This window comes from Clostridium sp. TJA032, from assembly GCF_058310275.1.
On the sequence record NZ_JBZEFB010000004.1, the window covers coordinates 139,385 to 165,379 of the forward strand.

Sequence of the window (25,995 nt, forward strand, 5' to 3'; positions counted from 1 at the left end):
ATAAAATTAAAAGGAGGTTTATATATGAAAAAAATAGTGTTAGCAGGCGGTTGCTTTTGGGGAGTTGAAGAGTTTCTCTCTAGAATAAATGGAGTTGTAAGTACTGAAGTTGGATATGCTAATGGTCGTACTGAAAACCCAACTTATGAAGATGTATGTACTAAAAATACTTACTTTGTGGAAGCTTGTCTTGTAACTTATGATGAAAAAATAATATCTTTAAAAGAATTATTAAATAAATTTTGGACAATAATAGACCCAACATCATTAAACAAACAAGGTAATGATGTTGGTAGTCAATATAGAACTGGTATTTATTATATAGCTCCAAAGGATTTAGATATAATTTTAAAGAGCAAAGAGGAACTTCAAAAATCTTATTCAAAGAAAATAGTTACAGAAGTTAAACCTTTAGAAAATTATTATAAGGCAGAAGAATATCATCAAAAATATTTAAAGAAAAATCCTAATGGATACTGCCATATAAAATTAGATTAATTAAGTAATTTCAACTAAATATTTATTGAAGTTATTAATTATAATTTTTGATTCTTCTGAAATTTTAGCAACATGATTAACTAAATTATCAATACTTTCTAATTCCTCTTGTATATTATTGTTTTCCTTTTTTAAAAAATAAGCTCTTTTTCCTAAATAAGAAAGTTTATTTTTTTCTTCATAACTAAAATTTAAAAGAGGAATTCTAGATACATATCCTGAAGTTATCATGTTGCTTCTAATTAAAGCACCTCTAACAATATACGTTACTAAAGAAGAATTTAAATAAGCTAATAACCACCAGATATCCTCTGTTTCACAGATAATATTTGGATTAACTCCAAAGGTAACATTCTTAGGCAATAAACATGCATTAAAAGATACTCCCATAGAGGAGCAAGTTATTCCACATTTATATAAAAGTTCTTTATTTCTAACGTTAAAAGTTTTATTCTCCTTTTCAATTTTCAAAAAATCCTTATGAAGATATATAATCCTATTAGTATAAAATTTATCTTTTCCAGGATTTTTATAAAAAGGAATTATAAAATCTCCACTTCTTTTTTTACTTAAATATTTTTTATCATTCCCTGTAGATATACCTGTTATACACTTAAACCTCTCTCCCAACCGAGTATTTTTAAATAAAACTCTTATATCTTTAGGACAGTCTATCAAAAATTCAAAATTATCCTTCTTATTCTTTAATACCAAATCCTTTATATCATATATTTTTTTTCTTTTACTAATATCTCTACACAAAAGCTTTTTAAACTCCTCTATAGATTTAGGTCTATTATTTATTATGATTTCTTCTTGGTACTCCTTTCCTTTTCTTAAAATTACAATGCTTGTCCTAACGTCAGCCCCTTGAGAATGAAAAAGCTCCTTAGGACACATAGTTATTTCATAAACAGAACACTCTCTTAAAATTTTTTTTCTAAGTTCTCTATGATTTTTAGCAGTAAAAAAAGAATCATTACTTATAAATCCAATAATAGCTCCTTTTTTAGCCTTGTCTATTAATGCTGATATAAACATACTATACATATTATGCAGTCCTACATCATTAAAATATTTTTTTAAAATCTCCTTATTTTCTTTTATGAAGTTTACTTCATGGCAATTATATGGTGGATTTGCAATATAATAATCATAATCCCAATTCCCCTTATTCTTTTCTCTACAGTAGTAATATATAAAATTATCTTCTTTAAAAATACAATCATAACTTTCCTTATATTTTATTAAGTCTATTCCAAAAACTTCAATATTATAATCAAGAAAATATTCTGTAAGTTCTTCCTTACCACAACAGGGATCTAATAATTTTTTTCCGCTATTATTTATTTCTAATATTCTTTTACCTATATACTTTGCTACAAAAGAGGGAGTTGAATAATATCCAATTTCCCTAACATTAATAATCTCTTTATGCTCTATATCAAAGGTTTTATATAATTTTTTTTCCTTTCTTCCCATAGAACACCTCCTATAACCTAAAAATATATATACTTTCTATTTTACCACATATTTCTATAAAGCATTTTAAATAATATCCAAATAAAAAAGAGCAAAGATTTCTCCTCACTCTTTTCTTATTTTTATAATCCAGTTTCTCTAAATTTACGTTCAACAAAACCTGTAACCTTATGGAATGGCTTTTTAAGAATAAATAATGCTAAGAATATTACAAGGAATACTCCTAAAGCCTTCATATCCTTAACTACTGCATCCCATACTGGTCCTGCTATAGCTTCTCTAAATCCATCTATTGTGTAGGTAAATGGCCATAATGGTTGTAATACCCCAAATATTTTTGGATTTGTTTGTATAGGATAAATTCCTCCTGCACCAGCTACTTGGAATACCATAATTACAATTGCTATTGCTTTACCTATGTTTCCAAATAATGATACTAAAGTGAATATCATTACGGTATATACAATAGAACTAGCTATAGCAAAGGCAAACATTAACGGTATGCTTTCAGGATGAACTCCTAATATATAAATATCTCCTAAAACTACTATTATTGTTTGAATTAATGATATTGTTAAGAACAATAACATTTTTCCAAAGTGTTTTTGGAAGAAATTTAACTTTGTTCCATCTTCAAAATCTTCACATTCTGTTGTAAGAAGGGAGGTTAAAAGTAATGAACCAACCCAAATTGCTAATGTTGTATAAAATGGTGTAAGTCCTACACCAAAGATACCAGCATTATAAACTTGTTCTTCTTTTACAACTATAGGTGAAGATATAAATGAAGCTATTTCTTCTGGATTTTTAGTCATTAAATCTATTACTTCATTTAAATTTTCTTCAGTTAAATTAGAAGTTTTATCTATTAATTTGTTAAGTGCCTCTTGGAAAGTCTTAAGCTTTTCTGTTATTTGATTTGCTTGTTGACTAGCCATATCACTACTAGCTATACCAAATGTAGTTAAAGCATTCAACTCTGGAACAACTATTTTTGTGGATTCTAATACTGAATTTGCAGTATCTAATCCACCCTTTAAGGATTCTGCTATACTATTTAAAGCTGGCATTCCTTCATTGTAAAAATCATTTGAAATATTAACTAAAGCAGTACTTGTTTCATTGCTTACACCAGATATTTCATCTATTGCAGTATTTATTTTTTCTTTATCTTGAGTATTTGATAAAAGCTCTTTTAAAGCTAAAATCTTTTCTTTTTGTTTATTTATAAGTTCTTGAGTACCTTTTAATTTTTCAATTAAATTTTTTATCTTATTATTTGGTAAGATTGAATTTAATTTTTCTAAAGCTTTTATATTACTATCTAGCTTATTTACTAAAGGTTCTGTTAAATCAAGAACTTGGTCAATAACTTGAACCATTGAAGTTGTATCCATAGATTCATTTAAATTTTTTAATGTAGATAATATGCCTTGTAACTCTTGATTTGTACTTTGCATTGTTAATACATCACTATTAAAACTACTAGATACAGATTCAACTATTTTTTGTGTTGAGTTAATTAAATTCTTACTTGCTTCTACTGTATTTTCTAAATTATTTATTTGGTCTGTTACCTTTGGTAAATCAGTTCTTACACTAGTTAAATAATCACCTAAATTTTTAGAATCTCCATTTGCCTTTTCGATAAAGCTTTCTATTTCTTTTAAGCTATCGTTAGCTCCCTCTAGAGTATCTCTAACCTTTAATATTTCAGGCTTATTATCTTGTAACTTTATACCTAATTTATTTAATACATCAAAGGCTCCCTTATTTACAGTATCAACAAAATTAGTCTTTATCTCTTTTGTAACTTCATCTTTTGCAACATTTGTTATTTTATTTGCTATAGCATTTGCCTTTTCATTTACTTTATATATTATATCTGGTTTTTGTGGATTACCAGTTATTAAGCTTGTTAAACCTTCTGAAAAATTTGAAGGGATTTCAATCATAGCATAATACTTTCCTTCATTTAATCCATAATTACCTTGCCATGAATCTACAAACTGCCATCCTATAGCTTTATTCTTTTTAAGCTCTGCAATAATCTCATTACCTACATTTATTTCTTTACCATCTATAGTGGCACCTAAATCATTATTTACAACTGCAACAGGCAAATTACCTGTATTAACATAAGGGTCCCAACAAGCCTTTATATTAATCCAAGCGTAAAGAGATGGTATTATACATAAGCCAATTACTATTGCTAAAGCTGCTGGATTTTTTCTTATATTCCTCAAATCTCTTCCAAAGACTTTAAAAATTTTCTTCATAATTCACCTCTCTTAAACACAATCTATTCTGCTATTCCAGATTCTTCAAACATATCTTCAAACTTTCTAACCTTAGGATTTAAAGGTCCTTTTAGAAGGTATCCTAAAATTATAAATATTAAGCCCATAATGCTTAATACAACAAAGTCTAAAATTACAATGCTAACTAAAGGTCCCGCTATAGCTTCCCTGTAACCTGATATAGCATATGTGAATGGAAATGCTGGTTGAATTATTCTAAAGAATAATGGGTCTACCTGTATAGGATATGAACCTCCACTACCTGCTAATTGTAAAACCATAAATACAATAGCTAAAGCTTTACCTAAGTTTCCAAAGACAGACATAAGGGTAAACACTATTATTGTAAATATAGCTGAAGCAAACATTGATATAATTATTAAAAGAGCTGCATTTGCTGTCTGAACTCCTAAGAGGAATTTATCTCCAAAGGCTACTATAAATCCTTGAAACACTCCTAAACTTACAAAGGTCAACATTTTACCAAAATGCTTTTCTCTTAAACTAATCTTATCACTTCCTTCAAAATCAGCTGATTCAGTTTTTAATAAAGAAATTAAAATTAATGAACCAACCCATAAAGCTAGTACTGAATATATAGGAGCCATTCCTGAACCATAATTTGCTACCTTATATATAGGTTCTACCTTTATATTGAAAGGATTTGCTATAAAATCTCCCATAAATTGAGGATTACTTTGTAATATACTTACTATCTTAGCAAGTTCATCATCACTTACATCTTGAAGCTTAGAACTTAATTCACTTATAACTCCTGAAAATTCTTCTAAACTACCTTTTAATTTTTCAGCTGTTTTTCCAGCAAGTTTTGAACCTTCATCTGCTGTTCCTAATAAAGTATTAATTTGTTCTGCTAACCCATTTGCTTTACCTAATAAATCAGTAGCTCCTTGAGTAGCAGTAACAAGTCCATCTGCAATTGTATTTAAAGCTGGTCTAGTTTCTGTATCAAATATATTTAAGGCTTCTCCAACCTGTCCCTCTATTTTTTTACTTAATCCACTTATTGAAGATAAAATTCCTTTATCTAATACTTCACTATTATTAACTTGATTTTGTAAAGTATTAAGATTTTCCTTTTCTTCATCTAAAGAACTTACAACATTTTTAAGTGAATTTATAAGACTTGTAATTTTTTCATTAGGAATTTTTTTGTTTATAGCTTCTAAAAATTCAGTTACAGCTTTCACAGCATTATCAATCTTACTTAGCTCTCCTGTTGCCTTTGTAATTAAAGCATTTATTTTAGTAGAGTCTTTTTCAGTATTCATTGAAGATAATTCATCTAAACTACTTTGAACCTTATGTAAAGCTGCTTGAGATTCATTTAAATTTATCCTCATATTATCAAAGCTATTATTTAAAGCTGCCTTAGAATCACTTATTAAAGTTCCTGTATTCTCAGCCTTTTGTGATATATCATCTAATCCATTTGTTATAGAAGGCATAGTACTTTGCACTTCTTCTAAATATGTACTTAAATTTCCTGAATTACTATTTATATTATCAAGCATATCTTTAATTGAACTCATATTTTTATCTATTGCTATAATAGAATCCTTTAGCTTAATAATTTTATCTTTATTCTTATCTAAATCATATCCAACTCCATTTAAAGAAGAAAATACTGTTTCATTAACAGTTGTTATAAAATTTGATGTTATCTGGTCTACTAAAGTACTTTGCGCAATATTTGTTATCTTCCCAGCTACTGGATTAGCTTTTGTATTAACTTTATAAACTATTTCAGGTTTTGTAGGGTGTGTGGATAATATGCTAGTTAAATCAACTGAAAAATCATCTGGAATTTCTATAGTTGCATAATAACTACCATCTAGCAATCCTTTCTCTGCCTGTTTTGTATCAACAAATTTCCACCCTATAGCATGATTATTTTTAAGCTCATCAATAACCTCATTACCAATGTTCATCTCTTTTCCATCTAAAGAAGCTCCCTTATCATTATTTACTACAGCAATAGGAACGCTGCTAGTATTTTCATAGGGGTCCCAACATGCTGCTATATTCACCCAAGCATAAAGTGATGGTATAAAGCATATTCCACCTATTATTAAAAGTGCTATAGGATTTTTTATAATTGCTTTTATATCCCTTTTAAACACTTTTAAAATGTTACTAAACTTCATCTAAACACCTCCATAATAAAACATAAATAAACGTATTTCCCTATCCTCTCCTCATTTTATTGTAAGTTAATATTTAAAAACTCTTAATTACTATAGTATCAAAATTTAGTTTACAAATAAACCTTTTTACTATTATTTTATACTTTTTTCTTAATTTATCGTTTTCATCTTACAATATATTAATTTATAAAAGATTATATATTCTTATTATATAACAATAATATTAATTAATTCTTTTTAGTAATAGATAATTACTAAATTATGCTACTTTTTAAGTATTAAATTAAAAAAAGGTAATATACCTTAAATATATTACCTTTAATCTTTAACTATATTTTTTTAACAAATTCAGATTTTAAGCTCATAGCTCCAAATCCATCTATTTTACAATCTATATTGTGATCTCCATCAACTAGACGTATATTCTTAACTTTTGTACCCTTTTTTAAAGCTGATGAAGCACCTTTTACTTTAAGATCTTTTATTATAGTTACAGTATCACCATCTTGTAGTATATTTCCGTTTGAATCCTTAACTACTAATACATCCTCATCTGCATTTTCACTTCCTAAAGTCCATTCATAAGCACACTCAGGGCAAACTAAAAGATTTCCATCTTCATAAGTGTATTCTGAGTTACATTTAGGGCAATTTGGTAATTTATCCATTATACATATCCTCCGTTCATTAATTAAGCATTCCTTAGTATAAACATTTTCTTCATACTTGTAGAAATTCTTTTATAGGCTTATATAATATCATAGTATAATAATAATGACAAATTTTAAGCTTTTAAAAGATAACTTAATATAATCTTTTAAAACATAGGTTAATAGCAAAATACACTATAATATAATAAATTTTTAAGGAATTTACTACTCTATTCCTTTATAGCTACTATTAAATTTCTATTTATAGATTGGTCTACTCTATGTAAATAATTATGATAAGGTGTTTCTTTAAGAACCTTAAATCCATTTTCTTCTAAAACTTTAGAAAGCTCCTCATATTTCATTGTAAACTCATTGTAAGAAAGAACTAAACTTCCTTTAGTTTTTAAAACATTGTTCCATTTCGGAATTGCTTCCTTTAAAAGACCTATAGGACTTCTCTCCATTATTGAGTTTTTGTCATTTTTACTTCCATGTTGAACTCCATAAGGTAAATCAGAAACTATAATATCACAAGATTTTTTCTTAATAAGTAAGTCTGTGTTTCTAGTATCTGAATTAAATAATTGAAAAGATTGAACTTCTCCTAAATTAAAATCTTTTTTTTCTGATGAGGCAGTCAAATTAAAAACATTAGCTATTTTTTTCTTTTTAGAATCTGATACCTTATTTTTTTCAGCCTTATGCTTAAATTTACCTTCTTTTAAAAATCTAACTACATAATTTTGAATCTCTTGAAACCACTGTTCATTTATCTCTACACCTTTAACATCAAATCCTCTTATGAAACCTTCATATAATGTAGTTCCTTTCCCACACATAGGGTCTAATAAAGTTATCTTTTTACTGCCTGTCTTACAAGCACTTAAAGCTAAATTCACCATAAGTCTAGTAAATTGTTCATTAGTCTTTCCATTATACTTTAATATTTGAACCATACTTTCAGGAAAGGTATTAAATTCTTTTATTTCTATAGGTCTTAGTAAATTTTTATCTACAATCTCAAATAAAGCATAATAAATTGATGAAAAACTTAAAGCCTTAAAATCTTCCTCTTTAAGTTCTCTACTAGTATCAAAACATATTGATGCTTTAAGACCTATATCACCCTTTTCAATATTCTTTATTCCCATATCATAAGAATCTGCAATTGCCTGTAATTCTGAAAATGCAATTTTTAATGCAGTATCAAAATAAATACGATTATGACCTGGGTTTGCAAGTATTGCATATTTGCTCATAAAAAAATCCTCACTTATTCTTATCTTATAATTCTATTTTTACCCATAATATTATAACATCAAAGGATTTAAATATTAATAAAAAATAGAGTGCTTTTTGCACTCTATTTATATAATTAACTTTTACATAATTTTATTTGGAAGTATAGCATCTATTATCCCTATTACAAGAGCTGCTAAAACAGCTCCAATTATAGATACGCCCATATTAGGGACAAAAAATTGTGTTAAATATATTATTATAGCAGCTATTATAAAACCTTTTATTCCCTTTCCAAAAGGAGAAGCATCAATTCCCATAAAAATTTCTGCTAAATAATCTAATAAGGATATTACAACGGCAGCTAATAAAAATGACCATAATCCATGTATTGAAAATCCTGGAGTTATAAATGATGTTACTAATAATACTATGGCAACTAAAATAAATTTTCCTATCCACTTCATTATGCTACCATCATTATGTTCTCTTTTATAATTTTCATTTCCCATCAGTTTTAACCTCCTTAAACTTTATAAGTTTAGCCATATTTTTAAGGCTTTCTTCACTTATATGTTTGCCACTAAAAAAAATATTATTCCTATTAAACAAAGCTCTATATCTTCATAGATAAACATATAAAATAATATAATGTAACATTAGGTCAGTAAACATTAAATTGCATTTTAAATTTAGTTTTAATAATGTAAAATTAAGTTTATTTAAGTTGAAAAATTTATCCAAAAGTTATATGATTACTTATATTTAATGTTAAAGAATAATACTTATTAAATAGAGGAGGGATTTTATGAAAAAGTATTTTAACTTATCAACATTTTATTTAATAGTAGCTTTAGCTATGGGGGTATTCTATAGAGAATTTACCAAAATAAATGGATTTACTGGTAAAACTTCTCTATCAATAATTCATACTCATCTTTTATTATTAGGATTTATATTCTTTATTCTAGTTCTTTTATTAGAGAAAAACTTCAAATTATCAGAAAATAAACACTTTAAAATATGGTGTATTTTTTATAATTTTTCTCTAATTTACTTAACAATTACATTTACTATAAGAGGTGTTCTTCAAGTATTAGGTAAAGATTTTGTAGGATTAAACCATATAGCAGGATTATCTCATGTTCTTATAAGTATTGGATTAATATGGTTTGCTATAATAACTAATAAATCAATAAAAGAATAAAAAAATAGGAAGAAACTAAGTTTCTTCCTATTTTTATTTTTTTACTCTAAATTATTTCTTTCTCTTTAAGAATAATCCTCCAAGTAAAGATGTAATTCCTAGTAATCCCATTGAAGCAGCTCCAACTGGTGCTCCTGTATTTGGTAAACTTTCTTGTCCTTCACCTGGTTTTTGAGTATCTCCTGGCTTTTGAGTATCTCCTGGCTTTTGAGTATCTCCAGGTTTTTCAGTATCTCCTGGCTTTTGAGTATCTCCAGGTTTTTCAGTATCTCCTGGCTTTTGAGTATCTCCAGGTTTTTCAGTATCTCCTGGATTTGAAGATTCAACTTTAACGAAAGTTACTTTCATTGAGTTTTGGATATCTCCCCAGAAGATATAGTCGAAGTATCCGTTCTTTTCAAGACTTTCTACTGCTGATGCTGCATTGTCCTTAGTTAATACAAGACCATTAACTTCTACTTTGTCTACTTTATATCCTTCAGCTGGATTTAATACTACTCTTGTTGGCTCTCCAACCTTAACCATAACGTCTCCGCCAGTTAATGTAGTATCGTTAATTTCTACAGTTCCTTGTCCTTCTGTAGTTACATTAAGGATTGTATCTGTAACTTCTTCTTTAACGAATGTTACTTTCATTGAGTTTTGGATATCTCCCCAGAAGATATAGTCGAAGTATCCGTTCTTTTCAAGACTTTCTACTGCTGATGCTGCATTGTCCTTAGTTAATACAATTCCGTTAACTTCTACTTTGTCTACTTTATATCCTTCAGCTGGATTTAATACTACTCTTGTTGGCTCTCCAACCTTAACCATAACGTCTCCGCCAGTTAATGTAGTATCGTTAATTTCTACAGTTCCTTGTCCTTCTGTAGTTACATTAAGGATTGTATCTGTAACTTCTTCTTTAACGAATGTTACTTTCATTGAGTTTTGGATATCTCCCCAGAAGATATAGTCGAAGTATCCGTTCTTTTCAAGACTTTCTACTGCTGATGCTGCATTATCCTTAGTTAATACAAGACCATTAACTTCTACCTTGTCTACTTTGTATCCTTCTGCTGGTTTAACTGTTACTCTTGTTGGCTCTCCAACTTTAACCATAACATCTCCACCAGTTAATGATGTATCATTTACAACTACTGAACCTTCACCTTCTGTAGCTACTTTTAATATTGTATCTGTAACTTCTTCTTTAACGAATGTTACTTTCATTGAGTTTTGAACATCTCCCCAGAATGTGTAGTCGAAGTATCCATTCTTTTCAAGGCTTTCTACTGCTGATGCTGCATTATCCTTAGTTAATACAAGACCATTAACTTCTACCTTGTCTACTTTGTATCCTTCTGCTGGTTTAACTGTTACTCTTGTTGGCTCTCCAACTTTAACCATAACATCTCCACCAGTTAATGATGTATCATTTACAACTACTGAACCTTCACCTTCTGTAGCTACTTTTAATATTGTATCTGTAACTTCTTCTTTAACGAATGTTACTTTCATTGAGTTTTGAACATCTCCCCAGAATGTGTAGTCGAAGTATCCATTCTTTTCAAGGCTTTCTACTGCTGATGCTGCATTATCCTTAGTTAATACAAGACCATTAACTTCTACCTTGTCTACTTTGTATCCTTCTGCTGGTTTAACTGTTACTCTTGTTGGCTCTCCAACTTTAACATTAACATCTCCACCAGTTAATGTAGTATCGTTAACTTCTACAGTACCATTTCCTTCTGTAGTTACATTTAAAGTAGTATCTGTAACTTCTTCTTTAACGAATGTTACTTTCATTGAGTTTTGAACATCTCCCCAGAATGTGTAGTCGAAGTATCCATTCTTTTCAAGGCTTTCTACTGCTGATGCTGCATTATCCTTAGTTAATACAAGACCATTAACTTCTACCTTGTCTACTTTGTATCCTTCTGCTGGTTTAACTGTTACTCTTGTTGGCTCTCCAACTTTAACATTAACGTCTCCACCAGTTAATGATGTATCATTTACAACTACTGAACCTTCACCTTCTGTAGTTACTTTTAATATTGTATCTGTAACTTCTTCTTTAACGAATGTTACTTTTACTGAGTTTTGAACATCTCCCCAGAATGTGTAGTCGAAGTATCCGTTCTTTTCAAGACTTTCTACTGCTGATGCTGCATTATCCTTAGTTAATACAAGACCATTAACTTCTACCTTGTCTACTTTGTATCCTTCTGCTGGTTTAACTGATATTCTTGTTGGTTCTCCAACTTTAACATTAACATCTCCACCAGTTAATGTAGTATCGTTAACTTCTACAGTACCATTTCCTTCTGTAGTTACATTTAAAGTAGTATCTGTAACTTCTTCTTTAACGAATGTTACTTTCATTGAGTTTTGAACGTCTCCCCAGAATGTGTAGTCGAAGTATCCGTTCTTTTCAAGGCTTTCTACTGCTGATGCTGCATTGTCCTTAGTTAATACCATTCCATTAACTTCTACTTTATCTACTTTGTATCCTTCTGCTGGTTTAACTGTTACTCTTGTTGGCTCTCCAACTTTAACATTAACATCTCCACCAGTTAATGATGTATCGTTTATAACTACTGAACCTTCACCTTCTGTAGCTACTTTTAAAGTAGTATCTGTAACTTCTACTTTTGTAAATGTTACTTTTACTGAGTTTTGAACGTCTCCCCAGAATGTGTAGTCGAAGTATCCGTTCTTTTCAAGGCTTTCTACTGCTGATGCTGCATTATCCTTAGTTAATACCATTCCATTAACTTCTACCTTGTCTACTTTGTATCCTTCTGCTGGTTTAACTGTTACTCTTGTTGGCTCTCCAACTTTAACATTAACATCTCCACCAGTTAATGATGTGTTATTTACTTCTACAGTACCATTTCCTTCTGTAGTTACATTTAAAGTAGTATCTGTAACTTCTTCTTTAACGAATGTTACTTTTAATGAATTTTGAACATCGCCATAGAATATATAATCAAAGTATCCATTCTTTTCAAGGCTTTCTACTGCTGATGCTGCATTATCCTTAGTTAATACAATTCCGTTAACTTCTACTTTATCTACTTTGTATCCTTCTGCTGGTTTAACTGTTACTCTTGTTAAATCACCAATTTTAACATTAACGTCTCCGCCAGTTAATGATTGATCATTTATTACTACTGAACCTTCACCTTCTGTAGCTACTTTTAAAGTAGTATCTTTAACTTCTACCTTTGTAAATGTTACTTTTACTGAGTTTTGAACGTCTCCCCAGAATGTGTAGTCAAAGTATCCATTCTTTTCAAGGCTTTCTACTGCTGATGCTGCATTGTCCTTAGTTAATACAGAACCATTAACTTCTACCTTGTCTACTTTGTATCCTTCTGCAGCTTTAACTGCTATTCTTGTTGGTTCACCAATTTTAACATTAACGTCTCCGCCAGTTAATGAATTTCCATTTACCTCTACAGTACCATTTCCTTCTGTAGTTACATTTAAAGTAGTATCTGTAACTTCTACTTTTGTAAATGTTACTTTTACTGTGTTTTGAGCATCTCCCCAGAATGTGTAGTCGAAGTATCCATTCTTTTCAAGGCTTTCTACTGCTGATGCTGCATTATCCTTAGTTAATACAGTACCATTAACTTCTACCTTGTCTACTTTGTATCCTTCTGCAGCTTTAACTGCTATTCTTGTTGGCTCTCCAACTTTAACATTAACATCTCCGCCAGTTAATGATTGATCATTTATTACTACTGAACCATTTCCTTCTGTAGCTACTTTTAAAGTAGTATCTTTAACTTCTACTTTTGTAAATGTTACTTTTACTGTGTTTTGAACATCTCCATGGAATATATAATCAAAGTATCCGTTCTTTTCAAGGCTTTCTACTGCTGATGCTGCATTATCCTTAGTTAATACAGTACCATTAACTTCTACCTTGTCTACTTTGTATCCTTCTTCTGGTTTAACTGTTATTCTTGTTGGCTCTCCAACTTTAATTGAAGCATCTCCACCAGTTAAAGTTTGATCATTTATTACTACTGAACCTTTTCCTTCTGTAGCTACTTTTAAAGTAGTGTTTGTAACTTCTACCTCTTCTTTAACAAATGTTACTTTTACTGTGTTTTGAACATCTCCATTAAATGTGTAGTCAAAGTATCCATTCTTTTCAAGACTTTCTACTGCTGATGCTGCATTGTCCTTAGTTAATACAAGACCGTTAACCTCTACCTTGTCTACTTTGTATCCTTCTTCTGGTTTAACTGCAATTCTTGTTGGCTCGCCAGTTTTAACACTAACATCTCCACCAGTTACAGTTTCATTATTTATTGATACAGAACCTTTTCCTTCTGTAGCTACTTTTAAAGTTGTATTGTTAACTTCTGCTTTCTTAGCAAAAACTACTTTTACAGTTTCTTGACTTCCAGAGAAAAACCAGTTAAAACTTCCATCCTTTTCTAATTGCTCTACTATACTTGGGAAATTTTGTCTAGTTATAACTTGTCCATTTAATTCCAATCTATCTATATCATATCCTTCAGCTGGCTTTAAGGATACTTTTACGTCTTGTCCAGTTACAACTGAAATGTCTCCACCAGTTGTTGATTGTCCACCTATATCAACTGAACCATTACCTTCAACAGCAACTTTTACAGTTGTATATTTTACTTCATCAAATGATGAACCAAGTTTTGATTCTACTTTCTTGTCTTTGTTGTCAACAACTTCTTTTGATGATGCGTCATCTTTTGAATCAACACCATTTTCATTATTGTCAACTGCTCCTTGTGCAGCTTCATCTTGAGCTACTTCCTTAGAATCTACATTTTCTCTAGATTCTATACCTTGATTATTGGTATCTACTACGTCTTGTGCATATACAGTCTCTATCCCCTGAGCTGATAATGCAACTATTAACGCCATTATAAGCTGTTTTTTCATACAAACCCCTCCATTTTACTTAATTTACTATTTATTTTATCATTGAACTTATTTTCTATTCAATGACTTACATGTTAATAATTTCTAAAAGAAATTAACATTATCATAATAAAAATTTTATTATTCTCTTTACTTTTAATTTATTCCATAATCTTCTTTCGTATATATACCTATGTAAATTCTATATAATTTATTCCAATTATTAATATGTTAAATTTGTGATAATTTATAATCATTTACATTATATTTATTATTATACATTAATTAAAATTATTTTTCACCATTTTAATCCAATTAAAGTTTATTTTACTAATTTTTCATTAATTAACCCATTTTTTAAATATATATAAAAAAAAAGTGTTTTTAACAAACACTTTAGTAAAAATTTCCTATTATTTTTAACAAATTAAAAAAGGACATAGTTAAAAACTATGTCCTTTAAATATACTATCTTCTATTTTGTTCTTTTTTAGCTCTTCTACAAGGTAAGCATCTTGTAGGTTCATTTTCAAATCCTTTTTCTTTGTAGAATTCTTGTTCTCCTACTGAAAATATGAATTCACTTCCGCAATCTCTGCATTTTAATGTTTTATCTGTCATAAAAATTCCTCCTAAAATTAAAGATTCTAAATGGATATATAATCTCTAATTGTGAGAAATATTTATCTAAATGAAACTTTTTTATTATAACTAACTCCTAGTTACTTATATAGTATATCATATATTAATCATAAACACAATCAATTAATATTTGAATTTTATACCTTTAATTACAATATTTAATAATATGTTAAAATAATTAATTACTTTAAATATAGTATATACTATTTTTTAGTATAAAAATACTATAAATATTCAAATTAAAAACTTTTTTATCTTGAAAACTTGTAAATTACTTACTAATCCCCATTCTTTCTCTAAATAAATTTTATTAATTAAATGTTTTCTTATGTCTAAAATAAAAAGAAAATTACCCATTCTAAAATATAGGTAATAATCCTCTTAAATTAAACTTCTATAAAATTCTTCTGTTGTATATTCATACTATACAAATAGAATTAACTTTTCATATGTATTATTTTAAAATTTATTATATTTATAATACTTAATTTCTTATTTATAATTAATAAAAACCATATTATAATAATTTAAAATATTCATTTTCTTCCATAAGTAATCATTAATCCAGATACTTTTAAAAATGACTTCCTTTTTTCATTATTTCTAAAATACTCAGAAAGTTTAGACTGCATTTTAATATATGATATTGCGTCAATTCTGTCAATTCCTCGATTCATAAACAATTCAACAATGTTTTCTTGCTCCGATATACTTAATGTCTTATCCCAACCATTTATCTTAATAAAATCTTGCAATTTTTCATCATAATCCTGCATATCAGAATCTACATATGTTACTCTATCATTCATACGAACATCAATATCATATAGCCCCAATTGTTTCATATAAAATGGCAATCTCATTCCAATTGCATAATCTCTACCTTCATACTCTAATTCTTTTTGCCATAACTTATGAAAATCAAAGGTTGTACAAAGATAGTTATAATTAATACCATCAATATATAATCCATCATTTTCAAATTCTCTATTAACATCTATACAAGCAACAATTCCACCTTCTTTTACTGAATCAACCATTTTCTCTAAAACTTTTATTGGCTTATTCATATGCCTTAATCCAACTTGTGATATGGCAATATCATATTTTTTATTTAATTCAAGAGAATATATGTCTGATTCAATAAATTTTACATTAAAATTGCAATCTTTAAAATTTAGTTTAATCTTATTAATAAAATAATTATTATCAATTCCTGTATATGTACTTCCCTTAGGTAAAAATTCAAGTAGCTTCATTCCCAATAAACTTTCACCACATCGAAATTCAATAATATCTACAGGAGAATTTATATTCCACACAGTTTCTATAAGAAACTTTAAATAATCATCATTCCAAAAATATTTTCTATTCTTATAAAGTTTATCTGCATTTACATTCCAATTATCACGACTATCTGTATCTCTTAAAATGTAGTTTTGTTGATTAAGTGGTTTTACTCCTAATAATTCATCAATTGATACATTAAAGTACTCAGCTATACTTGGTAACAGAGCTATGTCAGGCATTGATACTCCTGTTTCCCATTTACTTACTGTTTGAAATGATACCCCTAATACATCGGCTAAGACTTGTTGCCCTATTTTTTTTTCTTCCTTAATTCTGCTATTTTGAGTTTAATTATGTTCATATAATCCTCTCCTTTAACTTAATAAGTTAATGTTAACATACTCCATAAATTAACCCTATAACTCAAAATGTGAATCAATTCGCATAATAGTTGAATATATCAAAAATAACCTTAGGCTAGTTAATTAAATGCCTAAGGCTATAAAACTTCATTTATTTATGGTACGGTTCATTTTTCATAATTCTAAAAGCTCTATATATTTGCTCTAGCAACATTACCCTAAATAATTGATGAGGAAATGTCATTTTAGAAAAGCATAGTTTATAATTAGCTCTCTTTATAACCTCTTCTGATAAACCTAGACTTCCTCCAATTATAAAAGCAATATTTGAATTTCCTTGAACTCCACATTGCTCTATATATTTTGAAAATTTTTCAGAGGTAATTTCATTTCCTTTCAAGTCCATGGCAATTACATGCATATTATCTTTTATTTTTGAAAGAATAAGCTTTCCTTCCTTTTCTTTAATTTGTATTTCTTCTTTTATAGATGCATTATCTGGTGTTTTTTCATCAGGTAACTCTATAATTTCTAATTTACAATATCTATTTAATCTTTTTGAATATTCATCAATTGCTAATTTTAAATATTTTTCTTTTAACTTTCCTACAGAGATAATTATTATGTTCATATTACTCCTCCTTTTGTTCACTAAGAATAATATTATCACAAAATATTTCTTCTTACTAAAAAAATAAATCTTTTAAACTATAGCTTAAAAGATTTATTTTTATTAATTTAACTTTAGAAAAGTCTATCTAATTAATATATTAAATTTTAATTTTTAATCATAAATTTTTTAATATCCTAAATCTTCATTTAAAAATATAACATGTATTCTATTTGGGTTACTTTGACTTTTAATTAATGTATAGCTTCTACAAATTTTTTCTGGACTATTACAATCTACACAAGAGCCTACTTTAGTACAAGGTGTGTTTTTATTTAATCTCTTAGCATTAGCTGGTGCAGAAATTATTCTATTTCTTTTTATAGCTTCACTTAAATTAGTTACAATTTTATTATATCCAGCTATTATTATAACTTTATTAGGACCATAAATCATTGCAGCAACCCTATTCCCATTTCCATCAACATTATATATTTCTCCCTCTTCTGTAATTGCATTTGTACTTGTAAAATATACATCTGAAGAAAAAGCATCAATATATATTTTTTTCACCTCTTCTTTACTTAATCCCTCTTTGTATCTATCTAAAAAATTATATTTTCCACCTCTAAGATAATCTATAACACCAGTTTCAAATAAAGTCATAGAACCTCCACAAGCTATGACATCTCCTTCATTAATAATTTCTTCTATCTTATTTATAAGCTCCTTCCTTGATGAAACTAAATACCCCTTCATATTATTATTTTCTAAAGCTTTTATTACCTTATTAATTCTAAATTCTCTTAACCAAAGCATATTCTTATCCATAACAAATATCTCCTTAAATAAAAATTTATAAAAAAATAGGCAGACTAAGTCTACCTATTTTAAAGAAATTATTTTCCACAACATTTTTTATATTTTTTACCACTTCCACAAGGACATGGGTCATTTCTTCCAACTTTAACTGATTCATTTCTTACAGTTTTTGAATCTCTATATTTTAATTGAATTTCTTTTCTCTTTTCTCCTGAGAATATAGAATCCCATTGAGGTAAGTTAAATAAATAGTCAGCCTTTGCATCTAACATATTGTAGTATAACTTTTCAAAATCTATGTCAAAAGTTAATTCTGTATCACTTTCAACTTTTTCTAAGTCATATGGAGTTTTTAAACTATCGTTTATTCCATCTACAAATCCCATTACAAATTCTTCAGTTGTATTATACTCTTTAGCTAATTCTGCTATTGAAGCCTTCTTAACAGAATTATGATTAGCTAATAAATCTTTATAGATTCTAGTTTCAACATCACTATACTCTTTCCAGAAAGCAGCCTCTCCCTTAACTTTTACATATTCTACAACCATGTCTGTCCATTGCTTATATAAACTCATACTTCCTTCTCCTTCTTAATCAACTTTATATCAAAATTATAATAATTTACATAATATATTTCAATATTTTACTAATTAATACTTAATAAAACATATATTTTTAATATATCTGAAATTATTTCTTTACATTTTAACAAGTTATACTAACTTTTTATTCTTAAACTAGGTATATCTTCCTTTCCAAAAGGCTTACTAATATCAAAATTTCCACCTAAGGAATTAACCATTTGATTATCAACTAATATATTTATTTTATTTATACTCGGTATTTGAGTTATTGTAGCTAATATTCCTTCTAAAGCAGCTTCTTCTTTAGCTGCACTCATTTTTATAACTGCATCTTTACTTAAATTTATTATTGCAATATCATCCTTGCGGTCAAAGGATAATAATTTTGTATCCTTTGGTAATATAGGTGCTAAACTACCCTTTTGAGAAGGCCCTTGAATAAGTGCCTGTATAAGATATTGCCCTAATATTTCCTCACCATCTACAAGAATCTCCTGTTGTTCTATTTTAGGATTTTTTTCATCACTAGTTCCATCAAAATATAAAGATAAGTTAATATCTCCTATTAAATCATTAGCTATTGTTTTCACTCTTTCATTGTTATTAGCTGCTAATTTATCCATTTTTATACTGTCGCAACCAACTAACAAAAAAGAGGCCATAATTAATAAGATAATACCTTTTTTCATATAAATTCCCCTTACTTAAAAACTTATATAACTACTTGGTTTGTGTCTATCTGCTAATCTAAGCTCTAAATCTTTATCTTTATTAATATTATGTGCATCTAAGACATTAATAACAGCTTGCTTAGCAAGTTCTGGCACATTGTTTGTATTGCTTAAATGGCCTAGTATTATTTTTCTATTTTTTTCATATTTCATTATATCAACTATAGCTTTTCCACAATCTTCATTTGATAAATGTCCAACTTCACTTAAAACTCTTCTTTTCAGTTCATATGGATATGGTCCAAACTTAACCATCTGCACATCATGATTTGCTTCTAACAAAATCACATCTGATTCTCTAACATTTCTTAAAATTTCTTCTGTAAATGTTCCAATATCAGTTGCAATACTTACCCCTTTGTCTTTATGTCTTATAGTATACCCTGTTGAAGCAACTGAATCATGGGGAGTATTAAAGGATATTATGTCTAAATCCTTCAAACTTGTTGTGCTTCTTTTAGAAATAATCTTTATATTTTCTTCCTTTATTTTACCTAAAGATTTCTCCATAGCTTTCCAAGTAAGTTCATTAGCATATATAGGTATATTAAATTTTCTAGATAATATACCAGCTCCCTTTATATGGTCACTATGTTCATGAGTTATAAATATACCGTCTATTTCTTCTGGATTTTGATTTACCTCTTTTAAAGCATCTATTATCTTTTTACCTGATAAACCAGCATCTACTAGTATTTTTGTTCTTTCTGAACCAACTAATATACTATTACCACTGCTTCCACTATATAGTGAGCAAAAAATCATATATTTCCCCCATTTGTATTACTATTTTCTAACTATATCAGCACCAAGCATTCTGAACTTCTCCTCTATGTGAGGATATCCTCTATCTATATGTTCTATACTTGTTATTTCTGTAACTCCATCAGAAATTAGTCCTGCAATAACCATTGCAGCTCCTGCTCTTAAATCTGTAGCCTTAACTACAGCCCCTGTTAATTTATCAACACCATCTATAATTGCTGATCTTCCCTCAACCTTTATAGTTGCGCCCATTTTCTTTAATTCATCTACATGTTTATGTCTATTTTCCCATATAGTTTCAACTATTATACTTCTACCCTTAGCAGTAGATAATAAAGTACACATTGGTTGTTGAACATCTGTTGGGAAACCTGGATATGGTGCTGTTTTTAAATTAACACCTTTTAAATCTCCATCAACATAAACTCTAACACTATCGTCGCCCTCTTCTACTTTAGCTCCCATTTCTAAAAGCTTAGCTGAAATTGACTCTAAATGTTTTGGTATAACATTTTGTATTGTAACATCCCCTCTTGTAGCTGCTGCTGCTATCATAAAAGTACCAGCTTCTATTTGGTCTGGAACAACACTATAGTTACAACCTCTTAGTTCTTTCACACCTTTAATTCTTATAACATCTGTTCCTGCCCCTTTAACATTAGCTCCCATAGCATTTAAAAAGTTTGCTACATCTACAACATGAGGTTCTCTTGCAGAGTTTTCTAATATTGTAGTTCCTTCAGCTAAAGTTGCAGCTATCATAAGATTTATAGTAGCTCCAACACTTACTACATCAAAAAATATGTTTGTTCCAACTAATTTATCTGCTGTTATGTTAACTGCACCATGCTCTATAGTAACCTTAGCACCTAAGGCTTCAAAACCCTTTATATGTTGGTCTATAGGTCTAACTCCTATTGGGCATCCACCTGGAAGTTCAACTCTAGCCTGTTTAAAACGAGCTAAAAGTGCACCAATAAAATAGTAAGAAGCTCTCATTTTTCTTACATCATTTCCACAAGCTTCTACAGCCTTTATATTTTCTGCATTTATTTTTAATGTGTTATTATCTAATTTTTCAACTTTACACCCTAATGATCTAATTATTCTTTCTAAGCAATGTACATCAGCTATATCTGGTACATTATCAATAATACATTCACCTTTGCTAGCTAGTATAGCTGCCGGTAATATAGCTACGGCAGCATTTTTCGCCCCGTTTATTTCTATAGATCCCTTTAAAGCTTTACCGCCATTTATAATTAATCTATTCATACAATTCACCCTTGCTAATTTTTTATATGTATACAATTACCATTTTCTTCTTTTTTAATTAATTTTTTTACTTCGATTAACCATATTTAAACTGGCTAAACCGTGAAATTTAAAGTATTACTCATAATTTTCATTATATCATAATAAGACAATATTTAAAGATTTTTTTTATTCTTTACTTTTAAAATTTACCCAATTTATATTATCTAAAAATACTTTTTATTCTGAAATTTCTTTCATATTATTTTTTTTAAAAATTCTATATGTTATAATTTATAACAAAGTTTGTATTTATTTGGAACAAACTAATATTCAAGAGAGGTTTTGTCATGAAATATTATTTAGTAGCATTGTTTGATGAGGAGTCTTGTAAATCCCTTGAATCACTTCAAAGAGGTTTATTAAGAAAATATAAATTACCAAGAAATCATATAACTTTACACATTCCTCTTGAAACAATAGATAATCCAAATCTAGAAAAACTAGATGAGGTAATCCTTAAATTAATTAAACCTTATAAGAAATTTAAGATAGAGTTGACTGGTACTGCTGAATTTAATGAAAGTACTAACAAAGCTCTAAACTTACAAATTGAAAATAAAGGTTATATAAAAAAAATCCATAGATTATTTAATGATATGCTAAAGCTTCATGGTTTTAATATTAGAGAACGTATTGATTCACCTTTATATATTCCATTAAATAGCCCTAGCTTTAAAGATAACAAAAAAAATAATATTCCACCTACAGTATTTACTTTAAGAGAATCTTCTCAAAAAAAGATATTGAAAATTTCTAAAATAGAACTTTGGAGATTTCAAAATAGTAAAAGAGAAATCCCTATAAAATCATACGATCTAAGAAATTACTAAGATAATATAATAGTTTTTTATTTATATTAATATCTATATAACATATATTCAATAAACTTATGTTAAACTAATTGTAAATTAACATTTCGTAACTTTTTAGGCCTGTATTCGTTTTCTATTCTTTTCAAGTATGAAAAGATTCTGTAAAATTAAGTAGTAAGCATTTTCTGCTTAAGAAGATAGGGGGATATACTAATGGAGTTAAATAACTTTTTTATTCAACAAGATAAGTTTAACAAGGAACTTGTTATCGATAGCAATTTAAATGACTATAAAGTAGCAACTAGAATGTTTTTAGCACTTCAAGTTAAAATAGGCGAGTTAGCTGATGAAACAAAGTGTTTTATTTATTGGAATAATGGTAAGAAAACTAAAGTTTCTAAGGAACTAGTTTTAGAAAAATATATCGATTGTTTAAAACAAATCCTTACTATAGGTTTAAATAAAAATTACACGTGCTTACAAAAACTAATAGTTAAACCAAACGATTATTGTTTAAGCGATCAATTTTTAACTTTACTTATAGATGTTAATGACTTAATAATATCTCCATCTGTTGATCACTATGAAACATTATTTGAAGATTTTATAAGCTTAGGTATAAGCTTAGGTTTTTCAATAAATCAAATAGAAGAAAATTTTTTTAAAAATGATTATTGTAAAATAGCTCTCTAAAATTTAGAGAGTTATTTTTTTATTTATGGGAAATACTAAGCTTGAGGTGATTTATTATGCTTGGTATTATTTTAGCAATTATTTCTGGAGCAGCAATGAGCATACAAGGAGTTTTCAATACAAGAGTTTCTGAAAAAATAGGACTTTGGGAAACAAACACAATAGTTCAAGGATCTGCGTTTTTTTTAGCATTAATTATTATGTTTATGTTTAGAAACGGTAATTACTCTGAACTTCGCTCTGTAAATAAACTTTACTTATTAGGTGGGGCTATCGGTGTTGTTATAACCTATACCGTTATGTCAGCAGTTGGAAGCTTAGGCCCAACCTTTGGCATATCTATTATTTTAATTTCTCAACTTATAACAGCAGGAATAATAGATGCTTTCGCACTTTTTGATAGCGAAAAAATTAAATTTGCAGCACATAACTATTTAGGAATAATTGTAATGATAATTGGAATTATCATTTTTAAATGGAAAAGTTAATATATTGTCAAAACTCTACTCCCATTCATATATTATAAAATAATAAATAAAATGGGAGTATTTATTATGTTTTCAAGAAAACAAAAATTAGATAATAATTTAAAAGTTTATATAAATCGCTCATACTATACAAATTATAGAGTTCTTATAAAGTGCAAAAAATTTTTAGATGATATTTCAAAAATAATTATAAAGTTAAATGGAACTGTTATAAGAAAAATAGAATCCTTAAATCTATTATGTGCAACCCTTACCCCTAACTCAATTAATAGATTAATAGAGTATCCAGAGGTAGAATTTGTTTCATTTGATGATTATGCTTTTTTATGTGGTCTTAGTATTGGAACAGCTAATAGAATTTCTAAAAGTCTGTCCTTTAAATTTACAGGAAAAAATATATCCATAGGTTTAGTTGATAGTGGAGTATATCCTCATCAAGATTTAATAAACCCTAAAAACAAAATAAATTTCTTTTTAGATTTATTAAATGGATACTCCTATCCTTATGATGATAATGGTCACGGTACTGCACTTAGTGGCATAATTTGTGGTAGTGGATATTCTTCAAAATTTGTTTTTAAAGGCATAGCAGAAAACTCTAATATATCCTGTATAAAGGCCTTTGATTCTAATGGAAAAGGCTATGTTTCAGATATACTTTTTGCTATAGAAACACTTATTAATGAAGAAAAAAATCCAGTAAAAATATTATGTCTTCCTTTTGAACTAACAAGCCATAATATAACTATTTCAGATTATTTCAATGAAATGTTCAAAATGGCTGTTCAAAAAAATATAATTCCTATAGTTCCTTCTGGAAGCATAGAAGGAGACAACACAATTCAAGGAATTGCATTATCTCCCTTCTGCATAACAGTTAGTGGTATAGATTCATCTAAAACTCCAACAAAACCTTTTAAATTTTCTTCCTCTGGAAATAACAAAATAAATAAGCCTGATTTTTGTGCAGCCTGCGCTAATATTACCTCTTTAAATTCAGATAAAAAATATATATCTGAAAGAAATGGTATGAAATTATATCCTCATAAATTAGATAATAACTATATTACATTTCAAGGAACTTCTCTAGCTTGTGCATACATAGCTGGAGTATGTGCACTTATACTAGAAGCTAAAGAAAATATTAACTATAAAGATTTATGTTCATTACTTAAAATAGCCTCTAGTAATAAATATGATTTGCCAATTGAGCTTATTGGTAATGGAGTAATAGATTTATCACTTTTATTTAGTAGCATATAGTCTATTTTATATACTCCATTGGATTAACAGGATTCCCTTTATATATAAGTTCTAAATGTAGGTGAGGCCCAGTACTTCTTCCAGTACTACCAACCTTTGCAATGGGCTCACCTTCTTTAACAATCTTACCTTTTTCAGTTAATATAGAACTTGCATGGGCATAAAGAGTTTCCATATTATCATCATGTTTAATCTTAACCATATTTCCATATATATCATTATATCCCACATAAGTTACAGTTCCATCATAAGCAGCTTCTATTTCTGTTCCATTAATAGCTGCTATATCAACACCTCTATGTCCCCCTCTACTTTCATCTCCAAAGCTAGAAGTTATTTCTCCTCCCTTAGTTGGATGATTTAAAAAAGGTACCTTTTCTTCTATTGGATTTTTTATTTTCTTATAAACCTTTGTGTTTTCAGCATTTTTTAAAACCAACTCAGATATTACTTTTCTAGAAACTTCTTTTCCATTTACAAAGTTCACTTTATTTCTAACTTGCTTTTCTCCAACTTTTCCTTCTTTTATAAAATCTTCTTTTAACTTTTCGTCTTTTAATTTTATGACCTCAATTGATGGTGCTATATATTTCATCTCTAAAAACTCTGATTCCATACTTACTTCAACTAAAGGCCTATTTGAAATTTTATTTAAACGAATTATCTCTGACTTTATATCTTCTATAATATTTATTTTTTTATATTGAATAATACTATTTTTTAAATTAATATTATTTTTAACATTTACATCCTTTATAGAAAAATTATAATTTAACAATTCTTTTATATACTCATCTTTTACTAATTCTAAGACCTCTTGAAATTTTTCTTTGCTTTCTATATATCCTATAATCTTATTATTTATAGATAATTCATAAGCCTCTACATAAATGTTAGATATATAAGGCATATTTATAAAAGCAACTCTTCCTAAGCTACCTATATTAGAAAAAGTTTTAGAATAAACATCTAATTTAAAAATAAATATAAAAATAATTAAAGCAAAAAAAGTTTTCAAAAAAAATTTATTCTTTCAATCTAATGAATTCATAATTTTACTCTCCTTAGGTTATAATTTTAAACACTTAAATTAATGTTCCCATTTAAAGAAAAATTATTCATGCTAAGAAAATATTTTTTGCTATTTATAAAAGCATACTTTATTGT

22 protein-coding genes are annotated in these 25,995 nt (G+C 28.1%); 6 read left to right on the top strand and 16 right to left on the bottom strand.

All coding sequences use genetic code 11. The annotated features are described in order from the left end of the window. Nucleotides 1-24: 24 nt before the first annotated feature. Nucleotides 25-498, top strand: coding sequence for a peptide-methionine (S)-S-oxide reductase MsrA (gene msrA / locus AC4FRL_RS10065; protein WP_491140077.1), 474 nt, complete (start codon nt 25-27; stop codon nt 496-498). Here msrA and AC4FRL_RS10070 read toward each other — a convergent pair whose 3' ends face one another. The 6 genes from AC4FRL_RS10070 to AC4FRL_RS10095 form a co-directional block, all read right to left on the bottom strand. Next, a complete protein-coding gene (locus AC4FRL_RS10070; protein WP_491140078.1) occupies nt 499-1,980 on the bottom strand; it encodes an N-6 DNA methylase in 1,482 nt (493 codons plus the stop codon). Nucleotides 1,981-2,102: 122 nt separating this feature from the next. Next, nucleotides 2,103-4,259, bottom strand: a complete 2,157-nt coding sequence (locus AC4FRL_RS10075; protein WP_491140079.1) for a YhgE/Pip domain-containing protein — start codon at nt 4,257-4,259, stop codon at nt 2,103-2,105. 23 nt (nt 4,260-4,282) lie between these two features. After that, nucleotides 4,283-6,448, bottom strand: coding sequence for a YhgE/Pip domain-containing protein (locus AC4FRL_RS10080; RefSeq protein ID WP_491140080.1), 2,166 nt, complete (start codon nt 6,446-6,448; stop codon nt 4,283-4,285). A gap of 329 nt (nt 6,449-6,777) precedes the next feature. Next, on the bottom strand, nt 6,778-7,116 hold the full coding sequence (locus AC4FRL_RS10085) for a zinc ribbon domain-containing protein YjdM (protein WP_491140081.1): 339 nt from the start codon (nt 7,114-7,116) through the stop codon (nt 6,778-6,780). A gap of 212 nt (nt 7,117-7,328) precedes the next feature. Beyond that, nucleotides 7,329-8,360: a TRM11 family SAM-dependent methyltransferase gene (locus AC4FRL_RS10090; RefSeq protein WP_491140082.1), complete on the bottom strand. Its 1,032-nt coding sequence runs from the start codon at nt 8,358-8,360 to the stop codon at nt 7,329-7,331. 123 nt (nt 8,361-8,483) lie between these two features. Then, nucleotides 8,484-8,852 carry a phage holin family protein gene (locus AC4FRL_RS10095; RefSeq protein ID WP_491140083.1) on the bottom strand — a complete coding sequence of 123 codons (369 nt, stop codon included), beginning with the start codon at nt 8,850-8,852 and terminating at the stop codon, nt 8,484-8,486. 296 nt (nt 8,853-9,148) lie between these two features. Here AC4FRL_RS10095 and AC4FRL_RS10100 point away from each other — a divergent pair, with 296 nt between their 5' ends. Further along, the gene (locus AC4FRL_RS10100; RefSeq protein WP_491140084.1) at nt 9,149-9,547 is read left to right on the top strand and encodes a DUF2871 domain-containing protein; all 399 of its coding nucleotides are present in this window, start codon (nt 9,149-9,151) and stop codon (nt 9,545-9,547) included. Between the two features lie 51 nt (nt 9,548-9,598). On the opposite strand, the gene AC4FRL_RS10105 is transcribed toward AC4FRL_RS10100, so the two are convergent. From AC4FRL_RS10105 to murA, 9 genes are all read right to left on the bottom strand, one after another. Then, entirely contained in the window at nt 9,599-14,467 is a 4,869-nt protein-coding gene (locus AC4FRL_RS10105; protein WP_491140085.1) for a hypothetical protein, read from the bottom strand. 447 nt (nt 14,468-14,914) lie between these two features. Next, complete coding sequence (locus AC4FRL_RS10110) at nt 14,915-15,067, bottom strand: zinc-ribbon domain-containing protein (protein WP_491140086.1); 153 nt, start codon at nt 15,065-15,067, stop codon at nt 14,915-14,917. 557 nt (nt 15,068-15,624) lie between these two features. Next, nucleotides 15,625-16,710, bottom strand: coding sequence for a helix-turn-helix domain-containing protein (locus tag AC4FRL_RS10115; protein WP_491140149.1), 1,086 nt, complete (start codon nt 16,708-16,710; stop codon nt 15,625-15,627). Nucleotides 16,711-16,891: 181 nt separating this feature from the next. After that, nucleotides 16,892-17,371 carry a 23S rRNA (pseudouridine(1915)-N(3))-methyltransferase RlmH gene (rlmH, locus tag AC4FRL_RS10120; protein ID WP_491140087.1) on the bottom strand — a complete coding sequence of 160 codons (480 nt, stop codon included), beginning with the start codon at nt 17,369-17,371 and terminating at the stop codon, nt 16,892-16,894. A 168-nt stretch (nt 17,372-17,539) separates the two neighbouring features. After that, entirely contained in the window at nt 17,540-18,181 is a 642-nt protein-coding gene (locus AC4FRL_RS10125) for a lactate utilization protein (protein ID WP_491140088.1), read from the bottom strand. A 68-nt stretch (nt 18,182-18,249) separates the two neighbouring features. Beyond that, the gene (locus AC4FRL_RS10130; protein ID WP_491140089.1) at nt 18,250-18,750 is read right to left on the bottom strand and encodes an SEC-C metal-binding domain-containing protein; all 501 of its coding nucleotides are present in this window, start codon (nt 18,748-18,750) and stop codon (nt 18,250-18,252) included. Between the two features lie 143 nt (nt 18,751-18,893). Then, complete coding sequence (locus tag AC4FRL_RS10135; protein WP_491140090.1) at nt 18,894-19,448, bottom strand: GerMN domain-containing protein; 555 nt, start codon at nt 19,446-19,448, stop codon at nt 18,894-18,896. 15 nt (nt 19,449-19,463) lie between these two features. Beyond that, complete coding sequence (locus tag AC4FRL_RS10140) at nt 19,464-20,255, bottom strand: MBL fold metallo-hydrolase (RefSeq protein WP_491140091.1); 792 nt, start codon at nt 20,253-20,255, stop codon at nt 19,464-19,466. Between the two features lie 21 nt (nt 20,256-20,276). Further along, nucleotides 20,277-21,530: a UDP-N-acetylglucosamine 1-carboxyvinyltransferase gene (gene murA / locus AC4FRL_RS10145; protein WP_491140092.1), complete on the bottom strand. Its 1,254-nt coding sequence runs from the start codon at nt 21,528-21,530 to the stop codon at nt 20,277-20,279. Between the two features lie 329 nt (nt 21,531-21,859). On the opposite strand from murA, the gene AC4FRL_RS10150 reads away from it, so the two are divergent. The 4 genes from AC4FRL_RS10150 (at nt 21,860) to AC4FRL_RS10165 (ending at nt 24,828) form a co-directional block, all read left to right on the top strand. After that, nucleotides 21,860-22,402, top strand: a complete 543-nt coding sequence (locus AC4FRL_RS10150; RefSeq protein ID WP_491140093.1) for a 2'-5' RNA ligase family protein — start codon at nt 21,860-21,862, stop codon at nt 22,400-22,402. A 195-nt stretch (nt 22,403-22,597) separates the two neighbouring features. Next, nucleotides 22,598-23,077, top strand: coding sequence for a dUTP diphosphatase (locus AC4FRL_RS10155; protein ID WP_491140094.1), 480 nt, complete (start codon nt 22,598-22,600; stop codon nt 23,075-23,077). A gap of 56 nt (nt 23,078-23,133) precedes the next feature. Further along, the gene (locus AC4FRL_RS10160; RefSeq protein WP_491140095.1) at nt 23,134-23,565 is read left to right on the top strand and encodes a DMT family transporter; all 432 of its coding nucleotides are present in this window, start codon (nt 23,134-23,136) and stop codon (nt 23,563-23,565) included. 66 nt (nt 23,566-23,631) lie between these two features. Beyond that, complete coding sequence (locus AC4FRL_RS10165; RefSeq protein ID WP_491140096.1) at nt 23,632-24,828, top strand: S8 family peptidase; 1,197 nt, start codon at nt 23,632-23,634, stop codon at nt 24,826-24,828. A gap of 1 nt (nt 24,829) precedes the next feature. Here AC4FRL_RS10165 and AC4FRL_RS10170 read toward each other — a convergent pair whose 3' ends face one another. After that, nucleotides 24,830-25,846 (bottom strand): M23 family metallopeptidase, encoded by a 1,017-nt coding sequence (locus tag AC4FRL_RS10170; protein WP_491140097.1) that lies wholly within the window; start codon nt 25,844-25,846, stop codon nt 24,830-24,832. Between the last annotated feature and the right edge of the window lie 149 nt (nt 25,847-25,995).